This window comes from Streptomyces marispadix, from assembly GCF_022524345.1.
Taxonomy (GTDB): domain Bacteria; phylum Actinomycetota; class Actinomycetes; order Streptomycetales; family Streptomycetaceae; genus Streptomyces; species Streptomyces marispadix.
Map to the genome: position 1 here is coordinate 6,648,720 of NZ_JAKWJU010000002.1, position 17,556 is coordinate 6,666,275.

A 17,556-nucleotide genomic window follows, 5' to 3' on the forward strand; every position below is an offset into this window, starting at 1 on the left:
CCCGCCTCCGGGCTCCATGATCGGACGACGTGGGAGTCGGCGACCTGATCGTCTCCGTTCCGCGCGGTCATGAGATGGTCGGTGCCGTGCTCGGTCCGATTCGCCGACGTCCGCCGGCCGCACCGTCGTCGAGCACGGGCATGCCGCGGTTGCGAGGGTGGGAGCCGCAGGTGTCCGGGCTCATGCGGCAGCGGCCCCGGGCGGTGAACTCCCGTTGCCCGCCTCGCGGTTCACCGCCGACGCACACAGCTCGTAAGCCCGGTCCGATCAGGAGCCTGATCAGGAGTACGCCCGATGATTGACGCCTCCTACCCGGAAGGTCTGCCCGACGTCGGCAACCTCACGGACACCGAACTCCGCGCGGAGCGCGACCGTCTGCTGTCCGTCCTCGGCGGCCACGGCCACGGTCCGGGCGGCCCCGGGCGCGGCCTCGACACCGCGGCGGCGTGGGGTGTCGCCGGTGAGTGGAGTCTGGCGCTCTATATGCGCGAAGGCGAGACCGAGGACCTGGCGCAGGCCGCCGCCGCGCTGGAGCGCGCGGTGAGCGAGACGGCCGGGTCGCCCGCGCGTGGTGCCTGGCGCGTACTGCTCGGGCACGTCCAGGCCCTCGGCCATGATCTGCAACCCGGCCCCGAGCGGGCGCGGCAGGCCTACGACACGCTGCTCCTCGGCGTGAGCGAGCTGGAGGAAGGCGGAGAACCCACGGGGTACGAGGAGTTGCTGCACGTGGGGCGGCTGCAACTCGCGTACGTGATGCGGGTGCGCTGCGAGCGGTTCGAGGACCAGGACGAGTGCGTGCGGCTCCAGGAAGAGGTGCTGCCGCGATTGCAGGCCGCCTTCGGCCGTGGCGGGGCCGGAAGCGTCAGAGCCGCCGAACTGCGTCTCCAACTCGCCGACCTGTACTGCGAACGCGGAGCCCGGACCGGCGACCCCGAGGACTTCCACCTCTCCGCAGGCCACTCACGCGCGGCGCTCGCCGTTCAGCCTCCGGACGCGGACGTCGCACACTTGCGTTTCGCGCTCGCGAAGGCCCAGATGCTGGGTGGACTGACGGGCGCGGACCGGGAGTTGCTGAAGGAAGCCGGCTCGGAATTCGCGATGGCCCTGGACGAGGCGGGCGGTGAAGGCGAAGCCGAGGACGAGCCGGAGTGGGGCCTGGAGGCACGGGCACGGCGCGCCTTCATCACGGCAGGACTCGGGCTGGAGCGCGGCGACACCCAGGAGATGGCGCTCGCCGAGCACGGCGTCGAAGAGGTCCTTGCCGAACCGGACTTCACCGAGACCGCTCCCGCCGGCTTTCTCGATCTCTTCGCCCGGCTGCTCTACGAGCTGGCCGCGGACCGCTTGGACGGGGCGGGCCGCGAACGTGCGCTCGGGCTGCTCAGACACGTCGCCGAGACCCGGGACCCCGTACACGACGACGGCACATGGCACGCCGCGCTGGTACTGGCCGCGCTCCAGCAGGACCGCTACGGGGACGACGCAGATCCCGCCCGGCTCACGGACGTCGACCTCGGGGCCCGCGTCGTCCTGGAGAGCCCGGACTGCGACGAGTACGTCCGCCACGTATGCCGGATGATGCGAGCCTGGGCGCACAAGGAGCGAATCCACCGGGGGCTGCCCGGGGACCACGGCGGCGGGGGCGACGAACACGCCCGCGCGGACGGGCAGTTGACGCTCTCCCGCGAGTCGCTGCGCACCCTGCTGGAGAACTACGTCGACGGGCGCAGCTATCTCGGCTTCCCCCGGCCCGCCGGGACCGGTGCCACGGCAGGCGGGCCCGCCGCCGACGCGGAGAGGCTGCGCGGCGTACTCGACGAGATGTACGCGCGGTGGGAGCAGCAGGAGCCGGGCAGCGACACCCGTGCCGAATTCGCCTGGACCATCCTGGGCTTGCTCCCGTGGCTCGAAGCACACGGTACGTACCTCACCGGACAGCAGAAGCGGGCACTCATCGACTCTGCCGTCAACGCGCCCGCGAACGACGGCGGTTGGGGCGCTCACGAACACATCCTGGCGGCCTCGTCGCAGACTGCCGGGGACCGGATCACCGGCGCTCCCGTACGGCTGGAGCAGCTCCACGGCCCCATCGACGGCGACCCGGCCCGGCCCGGCCCGGACGCCCCCGGCAGGCCGGAGCCGGAGGGCCGTCCCGGCGCGTATCAGAGCCGTCTGGCCGAGGCCCAGAACGCGGCCGTGGACGGAGTGCGCGCTCTGCGGTCGGGAGACCTCGCACGTGCCGACGCCGCGATCGCCCGGCTCAGCGACGTCCACGCCGGGCTGGGGCGCGAGGACCGCTCGCGTGTCGAGCTGTGGGCGGTGCTGGAGAACCTGATCCTGGAACGCGACCAGATGGCCGGGCAGTTGGGGCTGCCGCGGCTCCAGCGGCCCCGCGGCCGTCCGTCCACCGCCGAACTGAGGCGGGGCGCGGCCGAACTTCCCCGCGGCCAGCGTGCCTGGGTGCTCGGCTCGGCGGGTCTCGTACGCGGCGGCCGTGCGGCCGTGAAGGGGGACTTCAAAGGGCTGACCGAGGCCACCGAACTGCTGGAAGAGGCGCTTGAACTCGTCCGGGAGGGGAGCGACGAGTGGCTGCGTTACGCGGGTGCGCTGGGCGTCGACTACTGCTGTCTGGGCGCGGGCGAGACCCGGCTTTCTCATCGCCGTCAGCGGCTGGCTCAGGGGGTCGGTCTGCTGGAGGAGTGCGTCCGCCTCATGCAGGGGCCGTCGCACCGCTTCTGGACCAGCACCAACTTCGCGCTGGCGCGCGCTTATCGCGCACGCGGCGAGGGCGACGACCGTGAGCGCAGCCGCCGTACGGGCTTGGACGCCCTGCGTGGACACGCCTGGTCGGCGCTGCTGCGGTCGGGTACGCCTCACGCCGCGGAAGCCGCCGCCGCGGCGACCGCCGGGGCGCTGGGCGTGGCGGCGTGGTGTGTGACGGACGGCGCGCCCGATGAGGCGGTCCGGGCGCTGGAATCCGGCCGTGGAGTGGCGCTGCACTACGCACTCACCTCGGCGTCGGTCCCCGAACTGCTGCTGGGGGCGGGGTTCGAGGACATGGCGCGGGAATGGCTCGCGGCGGGCGGCGGCGAAGGCGGCAGCGCATCGTTCCGCGAGGCCGCGGGGCGGGACAGCGGTCTGCGCGGGCGGGTGGTCGAGGCGCTCACGAGCCCCGGCGGCAGCGCGCGGTCGCAGAGCATCCTGTTGCGGCCTCCTTCCCGGGAGGAGATCTGCCGCGCGCTGAGCGCGATGGAGACCGACGCGCTCGTCTACCTGGTGCCTGCCTCGGACGAGGAAGGTGGCGGTGTGGCCGTGCTCGTCACTGCGGATGGGTGGGTCGGTTCGGTACCGCTGCCCTTGCTGAGCGAGGACGCGGCGCCGTTGAGGGCGTACCGCTCGGGGGGTCATGAGGCCGGTGCGGCGGGCCTTGTACCGGGGGGTGGTGCGGCTCCTGATCCGGCGCCGTTGCGGGGGCGATTGGACCGGCTGTGCTCGTGGGCGTGGTACGCGGCGATGGAGCCGCTGGTCTCGGCGCTGGGGTCCCTTCTGCCGGGCGGCGGTGGCCTGCCCCGGGTGGTGCTGGTTCCGGTGGGTGGGCTCGGGGCCGTTCCCTGGCATGCGGCATGGGGCCCGGTGGACGAAAGCGCGGAGGGCGGCGCGAGGCGGTATGCGATCGAGGCCGCGGAGATCTCGTACGCGGCTTCGGCGCGGCTGCTGTGCGAGGTCGCCGCCCGTGGGGCGCCCGCGCTCACGGACAGCGCGCTCGTCGTGGGTGACCCGACGGGCGGGTTGCGTCACGCCGTCGAGGAAGCCGACGCGGTGCAGCGGCTGCTGTATCCCGGCGCCCGCTTCCTCGGCTGGCGGGAGTCGGACCCTGCGGACGGCGCGGGCACACCGCAGGAAGTTCTGGACTGGCTGACGGGGAAGGAGAGCGAGAGTGGGGTGCTCCATCTCGCCTGCCCCGGGACGGACGGCGAACCCGCCCGGCTCGCCGAGCTTGCCGGGCACCCCGGACGCGCCGTAGGCGGGCGCCGTTCCGCTTTCCTTTCTCTGGCCGGCGGCGAGTTGACGGCTGAGCAGATCACCGCGGCGGGGGGCCGTGGGGCAGCGGGTGAAGGGGGCGGGCCTGGTCTGGTTGTGCTGGCAGGTTCCAGCGACGGCGTCTCCCGGCGGGGGCAGAGCGACGCGTACAGCCTCTCCACCGCGTTCCTCGCCGCCGGAGCCCGGTCGGTGGTGGGCTCGCTCTGGCCGGTGCCGGACCACGCGGCGTCCGTGCTGATGTTCATGACCCACTGGTTTCTGCGCCGGGGGCACGAGCCCCCGGAACGGGCGTTGCGGCGGGCGCAGTTGTGGATGCTGGACCCGGCGCGCACCGTCCCGGCGGGGATGCCTGCGTGGTTGGCCGACCGTGCCCGTACGGCCGATCCGGATGATCTGGCGGCCTGGGCGGGCTTCACACACCTGGGCTGGTGAGCGGCGGCCGGCGCCGGGGTGGCGCCGTGCCCCCTCCCGCAGCCCTGCGGAGCATTCCTTTCTCACCGGCCGAGACCGTGGCGCTGGGCATCGGTGCCAACACGGGTTCGTTCAGCGGGTGTTGGCGGTCTTTACCCGGGGGCGGGTGTGCCTGATCGGGCTGCGGCCGCACCTGTCAGGCCGTCGGCGTGCCGTCCTCCGTGACCCCGGCGGCAGCCGGGTCGAGGACACGGGAGAGGAAGGTGCGGGTGCGCTGGTGCTGCGGGTCGCCGATCACCCGGCTCGGGGGGCCCTCCTCGACGATGACGCCGCCGTCCATGAAGACCACGCGGTCCGCGACTTCGCGGGCGAAGCTCATCTCGTGGGTGACGACCATCATCGTCATCCCCTCGTCGGCGAGACGGCGCATGACGGCGAGGACGTCGCCGACGAGTTCGGGGTCGAGCGCGGACGTCGGCTCGTCGAAGAGCATCAGCTCCGGGTCCATGGACAGAGCGCGGGCGATGGCCACACGCTGCTGCTGGCCGCCGGAGAGCTGGGCGGGATAGGCCGACTCCTTCTCCGAGACCCCAACCCGCCGCAGATTGGCCCGACCGATCCGCTCGGCCTCGTCCTTGGTGCGCCCGAGCACACGCCGCTGCGCGATGGTCAGGTTGTTCAGCACGGACAGGTGCGGGAAGAGGTTGAAGCTCTGGAAGACGATGCCGATACGGCGACGGACCCGGTCGATGTCCACGTCCGGGTCGGTCAGTTCGGTGCCGGACACGTTGACGGTGCCCGCCGTAGGCTCCTCCAGGAGGTTCACGCACCGAAGCAGTGTCGACTTGCCCGAGCCGGACGGGCCGATGACGCACACGACCTCACCCCGGCGCACCGTGAAGTCGATGCCCTTGAGGACCTCCAACTCGCCGAAGGACTTGTGCAGCCCCTCGACGCGTATCGCGGCCTCGTCTGCCTTGTGGTCGGTCACCTTCGGTCACCTGGCCTTCGCGGTACGGGCCTCGAGCCGCCGGACAAGGTGGCCGAGCGGGAGGGTGATGATCAGGTAGCACAGCCCGGCGACGAGAATCGGGGTCAGGCTGCGGTTCTCGTTCAGCGCGTCGCGGCCGAACTTGGCCAGCTCGTACTGGCCGAGGGAGAGACCGAGCAGATAGACCAGCGAGGAGTCCTTGGTCAGCAGGATCAACTCGTTGGTCAGCGGCGGCAGGACGATCCGGAACGCCTGCGGAATGACGATCGAGCGCATGGCCCGGCCCTGCGACATGCCCAGCGAACGGGCCGCCTCCACCTGGCCCTTGGGCACGGCCTGGATTCCGGCCCTGATCGTCTCCGCCATGTAGGCGGCGCCGACGAGGCCGAGGGCGAGCATGACGGTGACGTACTGGTTGATGACGACCTGGAAGGCGATCGGTACGCCGAAGCCGAGCGCGATGAAGACCAGCAGGGCCGGGACGCCGCGGAAGAACTCGATGTACGCGGTCGCCAGCCACCGGTAGGGCGGCACCGACGACAGCCGCATCAGCGCGAGGATCAGGCCCAGCGCGAGGCCGAAGCCGAACCCGAGGAGGGTGTAGACGACGGTGTTGACCAGGGCGGTGGTGATGATGTCGGGGAACTGGGCCTGAGCGACGTCGACGTCGAAGAAGGCGCGGCGTATCTCGCCCCAGTTCGCACCGAAGGCCACGGCTGCCACGACGAGAGCCAGTACCCCGTACTGGACGCCCCGGACGGTCCGCGTCCGCTGTCGGCGGGACATGGACATGTGGTGTGCAACTCCTCAACTGCCGCCTGTCCGGCGGCACTTCGCGGCCTTCGGGCCGCGGCCGGATCAGAGGTCTACTTCTCGGGCGCGGTGCCGAACCACTTCTTGTAGATCTTGTCGTACGTGCCGTCGGACTTGGCCTTCTTCAGCGCCTCGTCGATCTGCTTGCGCAGGGCGGCGTTCCCCTTGCGCACACCGAAGCCGTACTGCTCGCCCGTGTCGAACTCCGTCGTGACCTCGGTGTCCCGGTTCGTCTTGACGTAGTCGTAGAGCACGCCGTTGTCGTTGATGCCCGCGGCGACCTGGCCGGACTTGACCGCGGTGAGCAGCAGCGCGACGTCCTCGAACTGGACGAGCTCGACGCCCTTCGGGGCCTTCTTCTTGGCGTACTCCTCACCGGTGGTGGATGCCTGCACGCCGAGCTTCTTGCCCTTGAGGTCCTTCAGCGAGGAGTACTTGGCGCCCTTCTTGGCGATCAGAGCCTGAGTGGCGTCGAAGTACGGCGCGGAGAAGTCCAGGTTCTTCTTGCGCACGTCGTTGATGGTCATGCCGGCGGCGGCAGCGTCGCACTTGTTGGCGTTGAGGTCCTCGCCGGACTGGATGCCCTCCCAGGGCGTGTCCACGATCTTCTGGTCGACCTTGAGTTCCTTGGCCACCAGATCCATCAGATCGACGTCGAAGCCGACGATTTCACCGGACTTCTTGAACTGGAAGGGCGCATAGGGCAGATGCGTGCAGACCGTCAGCTTGCCCTTCGCGACGAGCTGGACGTCCGAAGCTCCCGCACCCGAAGACTTGGTGCTCGTGCAACCGGCCAGCAGACCGGACGCCAGGACAAAGGGGAGAGCAACCGCGAGCGGACGAAGCGGGGTACGCGCAGACACCTTCGAGCCTCCAGGAGGGTTGTTCGGCAAAGCCGCACCCGAAAGGGCGAGTTGCGCTGCATCCTCGCAGCACGCGGCAACGTTGTCGCTGGTGGAAGAGTTGCGACCGGATAACGACCTTGAACGCCGGTGGGTCCGGCGCGGGGCCAAGAGGGACTGCTTCAGCGGCGGAATGCCGACCGCACGGAAGGCCAGGGCGGGATGAAGGCGACGTCGCCATGCGCGTCCGACGACGTCGATCCTGGTGATCCGTGTGGCTGTTCGCAGGATGAATGGCGGGGGATGAGAGGCGCCCGGCCGAACTGACGGTGGGCCGGGCCCGGTTGGACGACCGTGCCGCCCGCGTCGGCGAGCCCGTCCAGTTCGATCGTCACGGCCTGGCACGCCGCCGCACGGGACGCCCGGCTACGTACGCCTCTCGCCGCGCATCCACGACGTCGCTATTCAACCGACCGGTTGACGAGTCCGGTCCCTGGTCGTAAGGTATTTAACCAATCGGTTGAATATGAGAGGTGCGAGGTGGCCGACGACCGGCTGTCGCTGGTGTTCTCCGCACTGGCCGACCCCACTCGGCGCGACATCGTGGCCCGGCTCGCCGCCGGGGACGCCACGGTCAACGAACTGGCCGAACCGTACGACGTCACGGTGCAGGCCGTGTCCAAGCACATCAAGACCCTGGAGGACGCCGGACTGGTCAGTCGCAGCAGAGACGCCCAGCGGCGGCCCTGCCACCTTGAGGCAGAAGTCTTCGACCTGATGACGAAGTGGATCGAGCGTTATCGACGCGAGGCGGAGGACCGTTTCCGTCGTCTCGACGCTCTCCTTGAACAGATGGGCGAGCAACCGGCAACGGGCTCCCCCGAGGAAGAGGCGGCATCATGAGCACCCCCGACAAGCACCACCGCAACGAGACGCAGATCGTGGCCGAACCGGATCTGCCGTCGATCCTGATCACCCGCGAGTTCGAAGCTCCGCCGGAGCTCGTGTTCCGCGCCTACACCGACCCCGATCTGGTCGTCCAGTGGCTGGGCCCGCGCCGGCTCACGATGCGGATCGACCAGTACGACGCTCGCAGCGGTGGCTCCTATCGCTATGTGCATCGCGACGAGGACGGAACCGAGTACGGCTTCCACGGTGTGTTCCACGAGGTGCGCCCCGACGAGCGCATCGTGCAGACGTTCACCTACGACGGCTTTCCGGACAGCGTCAGCCTGGAGACGGCCGTCTTCGAGGACCTCGGCGGCCGCACCCGGGTCACCTCCAAGTCGCTGATGGACTCCGTCGAAGCCCGCGATTCGATGCTCAAGAGCGGCATGGATCACGGCGTACGCGAAGGCTACGAGCGGCTTGACGAACTGCTCGGCGGTCAGCAGGGCAACGGCCTCGACCCGCACACCGGGACAGGATCTTGACCATGGCGAGAACGGCAGCCGACGAGCACCGCGCCGTGGCACGCGTATTCACCGACCGCGTACGCGGAACGGACCCGGAGGCATGGGACAACCCGGCGCCGTGCGAGGGGTGGGCGGCCCGGGACGTCGTCCGCCACCTCGTCGAGTGGTTCCCCGCCTTCCTGAAAGCCGGCGCCGGAGTCGAACTGCCGACAGGGCCCTCGGTGGACGAAGACCCGGTGGCCGCCTGGGCGACGCACCGCGACGGAGTGCAGGCACTCCTGGACGATCCGGCCACCGCAGACGAGAGGCTGTCGAACCCGCACATCGGTGAGATCCCGCTGGACCAGGCGGTCGACCGGTTCTACACCGCCGACGTCTTCATGCACACCTGGGACCTGGCGCGGGCCACCGGCCAGGAAGAACACCTCGATCCCGCCAAGTGCGCCCAGTTGCTCGACGGGATGCTGCCGCTCGACGAAGTGCTCCGTGCGAGCGGACAGTACGGACCGCGGGTCGAGGTGCCGGAGAGCGCCGACGTCCAGACTCGGTTGCTCGCCTTCATCGGCCGCAGGCCCTGACGAGCCGGAAGGCCCCGTCCGCGGGGTCGGCGCAAGTTGCAGCAGCAGGTACTCGTCGATCAGGTCGGCCGCCATCGGTGAGTTTCGAAGGCCCTTCGTCGATGCCGCGGGATTCGTGTATCGGGGGCGTATCGAAAAACGCATACGCCGCGGCAACGGTCCTTCGCCTTCAGTGGACGCATGGACCACAGCCCATCACTGTCAGCCCCGGCCCGTCGTACGCGCAGGATCGTGATCGCCGGTCTGGCGATCCTCGGTGCGGCGATCCTCGGTGTAGCCATCGCCGCGTTCGGCCCGGTCGACGCGGTACTGAAGATCTTGTCCATGCCGATGCACAGACCGGTCTGGCACGTCTGGGTCGGTACGTTCAACGGCGTGGCACTGATCACGGTGGCCGCACTGCCGTTGGCCGCGCTGTCGGTGTGGGCTCTGGCACGCCGTCGGCGCGCCACCGGCGTCACATCGGCTTGGCGGATGTCGCTGGCGGAGGTCGGCATCGTCTACGGGACGGTGCCGTGGGTATGGATGATCATGCTGCCGGGCGACGAGGCCGGTGCCGTCGTGAGCCCGGTGCCGCTGCGGGACCTGCTCACGATGGATACGGGCCAGGTCGTCGGCAACCTGCTGGTGTTCGCGGCGCTGGGATTCTTCGCCCCGCTGCGGTTCACGGCACTGGCGTCGCTGCCACGGATTCTGGCGCTCGGGGCTGGATGCTCGGTCCTGGTCGAGGTCGCGCAGTACGTCTTGCATCTGGACCGGGTGTCGTCTGTGGACGACGTTCTGCTCAACGCCTCCGGCGCCGGCCTGGCCGCGCTTGCGTCGCGCCCCTGGTGGCGAGCTACGGCCACCTCGCCGTCGGGCCGGTCCTGACCAGCCCGCGGCCGAGTAGTGCGCGGTGGACCGAGAGCACGGCGCGGACGCGAAATCTACTGTGGTGGCCGCGCATGAATTCCCTGATTCTTCACCTGTCGGTGCGTGGGGATGTTGCGGGGAGTTCCACGGTGATACGGATTCCGCCGGCGGAGCGCGGGGTGAGGGTGAGCGTTCCGCCGTGTGCTCGGGCGATGGTTTTGACGATTGCCAGGCCGAGGCCGACGCCGGCGTGGTCGGTGTGAATGCGTTCGGTGCCGCGCCGGAATGGTTCGGCGAGGGTCGAGACCAGCTGTGGGGTGAGTTTCTCGCCGGTGTTTTCGACAGTGAGCCGAACTGCCGTGGGGCGGACGCTGGTACTCACCCACACCGTGCCCTGTTCACGCAGGTTGTGGACGATCGCATTGTGGACGAGATTCGTGGTCAGTTGCAGCAGGAGCGCTTGCGATCCGATCACGGGGGAGATGTCACCCGAGGTCTCGATGGTGACGCCGCGTTTTTCTGCCAGGGGGAGGAGTGTTTCGGTGGCTTCTTCCGCAATCAGGGACAGGTCGACGCTTTCCCGGGTGAAGGACCGCTGCTCAGCGCGGCTGAGCATGAGCAGTGCCTCAGTAAGGTCGGTCGCTCGTGTGTTGACGGCGTGGAGGCGGTCGATGATTTCGCCTGTGTCGCGGTTCGGATCGGTGCGGGCCACGTCGAGAAGCGTCTTCGAGATCGCCAGCGGAGTGCGCAACTCGTGAGAGGCGTTGGCTGCGAATCTCTGCTGTTCCGCGACGTGCGCTTCGAGCCGCTCGAGCATGCCGTCGAAGGCGTCGGCCAGAGCGCGGAACTCATCGTTGCGGCCCGGTAGCCGGATCCGGTGGGAGAGCGATCCGTACGTGGCCAAGTGCGTTGCGTCGGTGATGCGAGTCAGAGGGGCGAGCATCCTCCCGGCGAGGATCCACCCTCCCACGAGGCCGAACACCAGCAGGAACGCCAACACTGCGGCCGCCCTCGGAGCGAAAACGTCCAGGAGCGCGGACCGGACGGGGAAAACACCGTTCGCGGGCTTGTCATCGGGGTTGATGAGCATCGCACGGTCGGGGACGTAACGCAGGAGGAACACCCACACCGCCCCGAGCAGCAGAACGCCGGCGAACATGAGGAACCCGACGTAGCTGAGGGTGAGTCTGAGGCGAACGCTCAACCCAGGCGCCCTATCCACGCTCGCGCCCGTCGGGTACGGCCCCTGCTTGCGTGTCGATGCGGTAGCCGACGCCGGCCACGGTGGCGATGATCCAAGGTTCGCCGAGACGCTTGCGCAGTGCCGAGACGGTGATGCGCACGGCGTTGGTGAACGGGTTGGCGTTCTCATCCCACGCCTGCGACAGCAGCGCTTCGGCGCTGACGACACCGCCCTCGGCGGAGACGAGGACTTCGAGCACGGCGAACTGCTTCCTGGTCAGCGCGACGTAGCGGTTGTCGCGGTAGACCTCGCGGCGGAACGGATCCAGGTGCAGGCCTGCGATCTCCCGCACGGGCGGCCTGTGGTGCGCGCGTCTGCGGTCGAGTGCTCTGAGCCTGAGCACGAGCTCTCGGAGCTCGAAGGGCTTGGTGAGGTAGTCGTCGGCGCCGAGTTCGAACCCGGAGGCCTTGTCGTCGAGCCGGTCGGCCGCGGTGAGCATCAGGATCGGCATGTCGCTGCCGGAGGCGACGATGCGTTTGGCGATCTCGTCACCGGACGGTCCGGGGATGTCGCGGTCGAGGACGGCGATGTCGTAGGTGTTGGTGCTCAGCAGTTCCAGAGCGGTGTCGCCGCCACCTGCGATGTCGGCCGCGATCGCTTCCAGGCGCAGGCCATCGCGGACGGCTTCCGCGAGATAGGGTTCATCCTCGACTATCAGCACACGCATGCTCCGAATGCTACGAGTGGGCGCATATCGTCGGCGTATCGAAAACCACACACGTGCTGGCAACGCCGCGCTGCCTTGACTGGCGGTACGACTCGAAGCCCACCGTCAGCACGAACAAGGCCCGCCGGATTCGCTGGCTCCTTGTCGTCGGCCCGACAGTCGTCATAGCAGTGATCACCGCAGACTTCGGCTACCGAGTGCCGAAGTCCTCGTCCTCCCCGGCCACATCACTCCCCTCGGGCCCATCGCCAACTATCGGCACAGACCGCACGGGTGCGGGAACGGAACAGGGGACGGGGCGCCTGCTCTCGTCGACGCGACTGAATCGGCGTCTCCCGAACGCGTCACCATGGGCCGCCGTGCTCCTTCACCTCCCGCCAGACACGGGGGTCGCACCTCGCCACGAAGCGCCGGAACTCCCAGTAGGAGACCTTGCGTGTGGGAGACAGTTCGAGCCAGCTGTCGTGCTCCCCCGCGGCGCCCCACGAAGTGGTGGAGATGCGGGCATAGTTGCGGTGACTGCTCTTGTCGACACTGGTGATCTTCAGTACCTCGGCGTGGCTGCCGAGCGTGCGCACCACAAGACATGGACGGTCCTTGGAACCCGTGCCCTCATCGAACGGCACCTCGGCGAACCATATGTCGCCCGGCGCGGGCGGCGTCCGGCCGTCGAACAACTTGGAGGGCGGTGCCTCGGACTCCCGGCGAACGGGCCGAGGCGAAGTGAACCTGCCCCGCGGACCCGCCGAGCCCGGCCTGCCCCGCGGACCTGCCGGGCCCGGCCTGCCCCGTGGACGTACTGAGCCGGGTCGTCCACTCCTGCCGGGCGCTGGGGTGGAGGTACGCCGCGGCGGGTCGGGCGCGGGTGGCGGTGGCAGGGTGCGCACCCAGCCGGTCACCCGGAGGCCTGTGATCAGGCTGGAGACTCCGGCCCCGACGAGTGACGCGTCGATGAGGCCGTCCCCGGCCACGACGGCCAGGAACGCGACGCCCAGGCATTCGGCCGCCATCAGAGCCACTTGGGCGCGTGTCCGGGGGCCGGTAACGGGGCCTTCGGCGCCGACGAAGGCACGTACCCGGGCGACCAGCCCGGCAACGACCAGAAAAGCGACCACCGTCGGAAGTTCGGAGAGCCTCATCGACTTGGTGTCCTCGAACCCCTCACGCACACCGAAGGCGTAGAGAACCATCGCGGTCAGGGCGGCGAGCGGGACATACGACACGACGAGGCCGACCACCAGGGCCGTGTACGCCCTTCTGCGGTCCCGGAGAAGCCCCTTCAACAGCCACCACCCCCATGGCGTCCCCAGCGACGGACTCCATTCCGGCCCAAGTCCGATGCAGCGATAGCTAGTTGCCGCCGTGCCGGTCGTCGCGGAGTGTACGGCGGCTGCCGGGTGGTGGGAACGGGACCGACTGGTCGTAGTGCCGCGTGCCGCGTGGGGGGCTGTGGGGGTGTGCCGGGTTTGTGTTTGGGGGTGGGTGATGAGTTTTGTGGGGTGTATTGGTCTGTTGAGGGGTGCGTGCGTGTTGTGTGTGTTTTTGAGAGGGGATTGTTGTGGACCAGTCGTCTGGTGTGTCGTCTGCGGGCGCCGCTCCTGTCCGTGGGCCGGCCCGGTTTCCTTCGGTGCGTGGCGGGCGTGGCGGGCATATCGTGGCTGCGGGGCTCAACGGCTGTCATGGCGCTGCTGGTTGAGCAGACCCGGGGGGGTCGGCCGGTGACGTCCGGACCTCCTCGGTCGAGTGCCGGCTTTCGCCGGTTCCGGTGGGCGGCCTGCCGCATCTGTTCCTGTCGTCTGTGGTGTTGGTTGGGGGCTGGGATCGCAGGGGGCGGGCCGTCGTCCGTCATAGCGTTAACGGCCGTCATGACGCTGCTGGTTGAGCGGCCCGGGGTGGTTTCGGCCGGTGACGTCCGGACGGTCTGGGGTGGGGTGGCGGCTTTCGCCGGTTCCGGTGAGCGGCCTGCCGCACCTGTTCCCGTCGTCTGCGGTGATGGTCGGGGGCTGGGATCGCAGGGGGCGGGCCGTCGTCCGTCATAGCGTCAACGGCCGTCATGACGCTGCTGGTTGAGCAGACCCGGGGGGGGTCGGCCGGTGACGTCCGGACGGTCCGGGGTGGGGTGGCGGCTTTCGCTGTTTCTGGTGGGTGGCCTGCGGCATCTGTTCTCGTCGTCCGCGGTGATGTTGGTTGGGTGCTGGGAGCAGGTGCTGGCTTCGCCGGTGCCGCGCTTCGTGGGACTGCTGCGGGGCCTCAACAGCCGTAAAAGCGCTGCTGGTTGAGCAGACCCGGGGGGTCGGCCGGTGACGGCCGGACCGTCTCGGTCGAGTACGGACGTCACCGATTCCGGTGACGGTGTGCCGCATCTGTTGTCGTTGTGTGCGGTGTTGGTCGGGTGCTGGGAGCAGGGGGTGGGCCGCTGGTGCCGTGCTTTGTGGGGCTGGGATCGCAGGGGGCGGGCCGTCGTCCGTCATAGCGTCAACGTCGGTTATGGCGCTGCTGGTTGAGCGGCTCGGGGTGGTTTCGGCCGGTGACGTCCGGACGGTCTGGGGTGGGGTGGCGGCTTTCGCCGGTTCCGGTGAGTGGTGTGTCGCATCTGTTGTTGTTGTGTGCGGTGTTGGTGGGGTGCTGGGGTCGCAGGGGTGGGCCGCCGCCGGTCATAGCGTCAACGGCCGTCGCAGCGTCAACGTCGGTCATGGTGCTGCTGGTTGAGCGGCCCCCCGGGGGTTTCTGTATCTGTCGGGTGCTTGTCTGGGGGTTCTGTATCGGTTGGGTGCTTGTCCGCGTCTGTTGGGTGTTTGTGTGGGGGTTTTAGTTGGGTGTTTGTGGTGTGTCGTGTTGGAGTGCGGTTTTCACTGTTTGTGGTGTGCGGGCTATGACGGTGGTTCCGTCGTGGGCGGTGATGATGGGGCGTTGGATGAGGGTGGGGTGGGCGGCGAGTGTTTCGATCCAGCGTGTGCGGTTGTCTGGGGTGCGTGGCCAGGAGGCGAGGTCGAGGTCTGTGGCGGCGGGTTCGTGGGTGCGGGTGATGTCCCAGGGTTCCAGTTCCAGTCGTGTGAGGACGTCTTCCAGTTCGGTGGTGGTGGGGGGGTGTTCGAGATAGCGCCGTACGGTGTAGTGGGCGCCTTCCGCGTCCAGCAGTGACAGTGCGGAACGGCATTTGGAACAGTGGGGGTTGATCCAGATCTCCATGTTCTTCTCCGGTCCCTTCCTCGGCTGGTGCGCCCATCATCCCTTTTTGCTCATCCCTTTTTGCTCATTCCTGTTGTGGCTGCGCGGGCCGCTTCAGGCCGGGGGCTGCGTCCCGCCTGGGGGTCTAGCCTGGGCCCTGTGAGCGGTACTTGGGATCCGGCGGGAGGCGGGGTGGTGCGTCTTCCCTCGGGGCGTCTGTTGCGTGGACGGGCGCTGCGCCGTCCGTTGCCGCCGGGGCCTGTCCCGGCGTTTTCGGTGTTCTTGCTGGGCAAGGAGCCGTCTCATGTGCCGTGGGATTTCTGCTGGTTGCGCTGGCCCGATTTCCGGCTGCCCGTGAGCCGTCCTCAGGCGTTGGCGGTGTTGAGTGAGGCGTGGTCGCGGGCCGGGGCGGAGCGGGTGGAGGTCGCGTGCGGTGGGGGCCGGGGTCGTACCGGTACCGCGCTGGCGTGTCTGGCTGTCCTCGACGGTGTCCCGGCGGCCGAGGCCGTGGCCTTTGTGCGGCGCCATTACGATCCCCGTGCGGTGGAGACGCCCTGGCAGCGCCGCTACGTTCTGCGTTTCACGGAGTGAGCGTTCTGCGTTTCCTCGCGTGAGCCCGCCTCTTCGCGTGAGCCCGCCTCTTCGCGTGAGCCCGCCTCTTCGCGTGAGCGCGTTTCCTCGTGTGAGCGCGCTTCGTTGTGTGCGCGTCGTGCGGGGAGGGGCTTGTCAGGTGTTGGTGGTCTGCAGCGGTTCGGGGTCGTGGCCGAGGATGGTTCGTCCGCCGTCGACGGGCAGGGTGACGCCGGTGATGTAGGCGGCCTCGGTGGAGAGCAGGTGCGTCACGGCTGCGGCGACTTCTTCGGGGAGGCCGGTCCTGCCGAGTGGGTGCAGTGCCCGCATCCCGGCTTCTACGGCCTGCGCTGTGTGGGGTTCCTGGGCGGCGAGGAGTGATGTGTAGCGCTCGGTCGCGATCGATCCGGGTGCTACGGCGTTGACCCTGATGCCGCGGGGTCCGTATTCGACGGCGAGTGCCCGTGTCAGTCCTTCGACGGCCGCCTTCGCGGTGGCGTACGGGGCGCATCCCGGTACGGGCCGACGGGCTTGGTGCGAGGTGATGTTGACGATCGCCCCGGGCGAGTCGGCCTTCAGGAACCGGCGTAGGGCGGTGGCGCATCCCGTGACGGCGGGACCATGACGGCCTCGATCAGTTCGATGACCGCCGGGGTGGGGGAGATGCCGGGTGACGCGTCGCGGAAGACGGCGGCGTTGTTGACCCAGCCGTCCAGCACGCCGGCTGATTCGGCGAGGTCCGCCGCGTGCTCCGCCACGGCCTCTTCGCGGGCGTCGCCGGTGACGGCCGAGGCGCGAGCGGCGTGCGCAGGGTGCTCCAGCCACTCCACCGCCTCCGGGTCGGCCTCGATCACCACCACGAAGTGGCCTTCGGCGAGCAGCCGTTCGGCCACGGCCCGTCCGATGCCGCGGCCTCCTCCTGTCACCACGTGGCTGCTGCGCACGGCGTCTCCGTTCTTCCAGGCCGATGGGTCACCGGCAGCCTCACGCCCCCCTCCCGCCCTGTCAACAGCATTCGTCGAAGCACTTCGACACTCCGGGTCGGTTGCCGGTCGCGGGTTGCCGGTGGTCCGGTGGTCCGGTGGTCCGGTGGTCCGGTGGTCGGTGGTTCTGTGTCCGGCTTCCGCGTGGCTTTTCAGGTGGAGTGCCGGGGGAGGAGTTCCAGTTTGAGGGTGGTCTCCCGTGTGGCCGTGGGGCCGTGGGTGATGCGCTGGATCAGCAGGTCGGCTGCGGTGTGGCCGGATTCTTCCAGGGGTTGCCGGACGGTGGTGAGTTCCAGTGCACGGGCCAGTTCGCTGTCGTCGAATCCGGCCAGTGCGAGGTCGCCGGGGACGGCCAGTCCCAGTGAACCGGCCGCGCGCAGGGCCCCGGCGGCGAGTGTGTCGTCTGCGGCGAACAGTGCCCGCGGCCGGTCCGGGCTGGCCAGCAGTTCTTTCGCTGCTTTGGTGGCCTGTTCCAGTCCGTGGGGGGTGTGGCGCACGCGCTCTGCTTCAAGTCGGTGGCCCGCGCTGGCCAGTGCGGTACGGAATCCGGCCAGGCGGCGCTGTCCCGGCGACTGGTACGCCTGCGACATCTGTTCCTCGCCGAGGAAGCCGAAGCTGTGGTAGCCGCGTTCCAGCAGATGTTCGGCTACCAGCCGTCCGCCGTCGGCGTCGTCGGTGTGCACGGAGTCGAAGCCGTCCCGCCGCGCGTCGACCAGTACCGCGGGCAGCCGGGAGTCGGTGAGGCGGCGGGCGGCATGGTCCTCCAGCGGCAGGCTCATCACGATGAGTCCGTCGAGCCAAGCCGGTCAGCGGCAGAGTCTCCAGCAGGGGTGAGGCGGAATGTGCCGCTGAGGCGTGGTCGAAGACGACGACTTCCAGCGGCCCGTCGCCCACCGCTTTCAGTACACCGCTCAGCCGCCGTGCCACCGAGGGGTAGGAGGTGTAGGGGGCGAGCACGCCGATCCGCCCGACTCCCTTGCGG

The 17,556-nt window shown here is 69.3% G+C and carries 16 protein-coding genes; 6 read left to right on the top strand and 10 right to left on the bottom strand.

The features are described from left to right. Positions 1-294: 294 nt before the first annotated feature. Positions 295-4,473: a CHAT domain-containing protein gene (locus MMA15_RS27580; protein WP_241062873.1), complete on the top strand. Its 4,179-nt coding sequence runs from the start codon at positions 295-297 to the stop codon at positions 4,471-4,473. Positions 4,474-4,648: 175 nt separating this feature from the next. Here the strand turns inward: MMA15_RS27580 and MMA15_RS27585 are convergent, their stop codons facing one another. The 3 genes from MMA15_RS27585 to MMA15_RS27595 all read right to left on the bottom strand — a co-directional run bounded on the left by MMA15_RS27585 (position 4,649) and on the right by MMA15_RS27595 (position 7,119). Next, positions 4,649-5,443 carry an amino acid ABC transporter ATP-binding protein gene (locus MMA15_RS27585; protein WP_308290602.1) on the bottom strand — a complete coding sequence of 265 codons (795 nt, stop codon included), beginning with the start codon at positions 5,441-5,443 and terminating at the stop codon, positions 4,649-4,651. 6 nt (positions 5,444-5,449) lie between these two features. Continuing rightward, complete coding sequence (locus MMA15_RS27590; protein WP_241062874.1) at positions 5,450-6,235, bottom strand: amino acid ABC transporter permease; 786 nt, start codon at positions 6,233-6,235, stop codon at positions 5,450-5,452. A gap of 74 nt (positions 6,236-6,309) precedes the next feature. Next, entirely contained in the window at positions 6,310-7,119 is an 810-nt protein-coding gene (locus MMA15_RS27595) for a basic amino acid ABC transporter substrate-binding protein (protein WP_241062875.1), read from the bottom strand. 519 nt (positions 7,120-7,638) lie between these two features. Between MMA15_RS27595 and MMA15_RS27600 the strand changes: the two genes are divergently transcribed. The 4 genes from MMA15_RS27600 (at position 7,639) to MMA15_RS27615 (ending at position 9,961) form a co-directional block, all read left to right on the top strand. Continuing rightward, a complete protein-coding gene (locus tag MMA15_RS27600) occupies positions 7,639-8,001 on the top strand; it encodes an ArsR/SmtB family transcription factor (protein WP_241062876.1) in 363 nt (120 codons plus the stop codon). Beyond that, the gene (locus MMA15_RS27605; RefSeq protein WP_241062877.1) at positions 7,998-8,531 is read left to right on the top strand and encodes an SRPBCC family protein; all 534 of its coding nucleotides are present in this window, start codon (positions 7,998-8,000) and stop codon (positions 8,529-8,531) included. The genes MMA15_RS27600 and MMA15_RS27605 overlap by 4 nt, the downstream gene beginning before the upstream one ends. A gap of 2 nt (positions 8,532-8,533) precedes the next feature. Further along, the gene (locus tag MMA15_RS27610) at positions 8,534-9,091 is read left to right on the top strand and encodes a TIGR03086 family metal-binding protein (RefSeq protein WP_241062878.1); all 558 of its coding nucleotides are present in this window, start codon (positions 8,534-8,536) and stop codon (positions 9,089-9,091) included. A gap of 180 nt (positions 9,092-9,271) precedes the next feature. Beyond that, complete coding sequence (locus MMA15_RS27615) at positions 9,272-9,961, top strand: VanZ family protein (protein ID WP_241062879.1); 690 nt, start codon at positions 9,272-9,274, stop codon at positions 9,959-9,961. A gap of 91 nt (positions 9,962-10,052) precedes the next feature. Here the strand turns inward: MMA15_RS27615 and MMA15_RS27620 are convergent, their stop codons facing one another. The 4 genes from MMA15_RS27620 to MMA15_RS27635 all read right to left on the bottom strand — a co-directional run bounded on the left by MMA15_RS27620 (position 10,053) and on the right by MMA15_RS27635 (position 15,042). Continuing rightward, complete coding sequence (locus tag MMA15_RS27620; RefSeq protein ID WP_277400604.1) at positions 10,053-11,147, bottom strand: sensor histidine kinase; 1,095 nt, start codon at positions 11,145-11,147, stop codon at positions 10,053-10,055. 10 nt (positions 11,148-11,157) lie between these two features. Further along, positions 11,158-11,853 carry a response regulator transcription factor gene (locus tag MMA15_RS27625; RefSeq protein WP_241062881.1) on the bottom strand — a complete coding sequence of 232 codons (696 nt, stop codon included), beginning with the start codon at positions 11,851-11,853 and terminating at the stop codon, positions 11,158-11,160. Between the two features lie 344 nt (positions 11,854-12,197). Continuing rightward, entirely contained in the window at positions 12,198-13,136 is a 939-nt protein-coding gene (locus MMA15_RS27630) for a collagen-like triple helix repeat-containing protein (RefSeq protein WP_241062882.1), read from the bottom strand. A gap of 1,525 nt (positions 13,137-14,661) precedes the next feature. Continuing rightward, positions 14,662-15,042, bottom strand: a complete 381-nt coding sequence (locus MMA15_RS27635; RefSeq protein WP_241056890.1) for an ArsC/Spx/MgsR family protein — start codon at positions 15,040-15,042, stop codon at positions 14,662-14,664. Between the two features lie 138 nt (positions 15,043-15,180). Here MMA15_RS27635 and MMA15_RS27640 point away from each other — a divergent pair, with 138 nt between their 5' ends. Continuing rightward, positions 15,181-15,612, top strand: a complete 432-nt coding sequence (locus MMA15_RS27640) for a protein-tyrosine phosphatase family protein (protein WP_241056885.1) — start codon at positions 15,181-15,183, stop codon at positions 15,610-15,612. A 135-nt stretch (positions 15,613-15,747) separates the two neighbouring features. On the opposite strand, the gene MMA15_RS28120 is transcribed toward MMA15_RS27640, so the two are convergent. From MMA15_RS28120 to MMA15_RS27650, 3 genes are all read right to left on the bottom strand, one after another. Then, positions 15,748-16,170, bottom strand: coding sequence for an SDR family NAD(P)-dependent oxidoreductase (locus MMA15_RS28120; protein ID WP_277399969.1), 423 nt, complete (start codon positions 16,168-16,170; stop codon positions 15,748-15,750). Further along, positions 16,167-16,535 (bottom strand): SDR family NAD(P)-dependent oxidoreductase, encoded by a 369-nt coding sequence (locus MMA15_RS28125; protein ID WP_308290479.1) that lies wholly within the window; start codon positions 16,533-16,535, stop codon positions 16,167-16,169. Before MMA15_RS28125 ends, MMA15_RS28120 begins: the two co-directional genes overlap by 4 nt. Before the next feature lie 191 nt (positions 16,536-16,726). Continuing rightward, the gene (locus tag MMA15_RS27650; protein WP_308290603.1) at positions 16,727-17,356 is read right to left on the bottom strand and encodes a substrate-binding domain-containing protein; all 630 of its coding nucleotides are present in this window, start codon (positions 17,354-17,356) and stop codon (positions 16,727-16,729) included. Positions 17,357-17,556 lie beyond the last annotated feature (200 nt).

What these genes read in the sequence shown, in the direction of transcription:
- MMA15_RS27580 (WP_241062873.1), top strand. Translation starts at nt 295, where the DNA reads ATGATTGACGCCTCCTACCCGGAAGGTCTGCCCGACGTCGGCAACCTC.
- MMA15_RS27590 (WP_241062874.1), bottom strand. Translation starts at nt 6,235, where the DNA reads ATGTCCATGTCCCGCCGACAGCGGACGCGGACCGTCCGGGGCGTCCAG.
- MMA15_RS27605 (WP_241062877.1), top strand. Translation starts at nt 7,998, where the DNA reads ATGAGCACCCCCGACAAGCACCACCGCAACGAGACGCAGATCGTGGCC.
- MMA15_RS27610 (WP_241062878.1), top strand. Translation starts at nt 8,534, where the DNA reads ATGGCGAGAACGGCAGCCGACGAGCACCGCGCCGTGGCACGCGTATTC.
- MMA15_RS27615 (WP_241062879.1), top strand. Translation starts at nt 9,272, where the DNA reads ATGGACCACAGCCCATCACTGTCAGCCCCGGCCCGTCGTACGCGCAGG.
- MMA15_RS27625 (WP_241062881.1), bottom strand. Translation starts at nt 11,853, where the DNA reads ATGCGTGTGCTGATAGTCGAGGATGAACCCTATCTCGCGGAAGCCGTC.
- MMA15_RS27635 (WP_241056890.1), bottom strand. Translation starts at nt 15,042, where the DNA reads ATGGAGATCTGGATCAACCCCCACTGTTCCAAATGCCGTTCCGCACTG.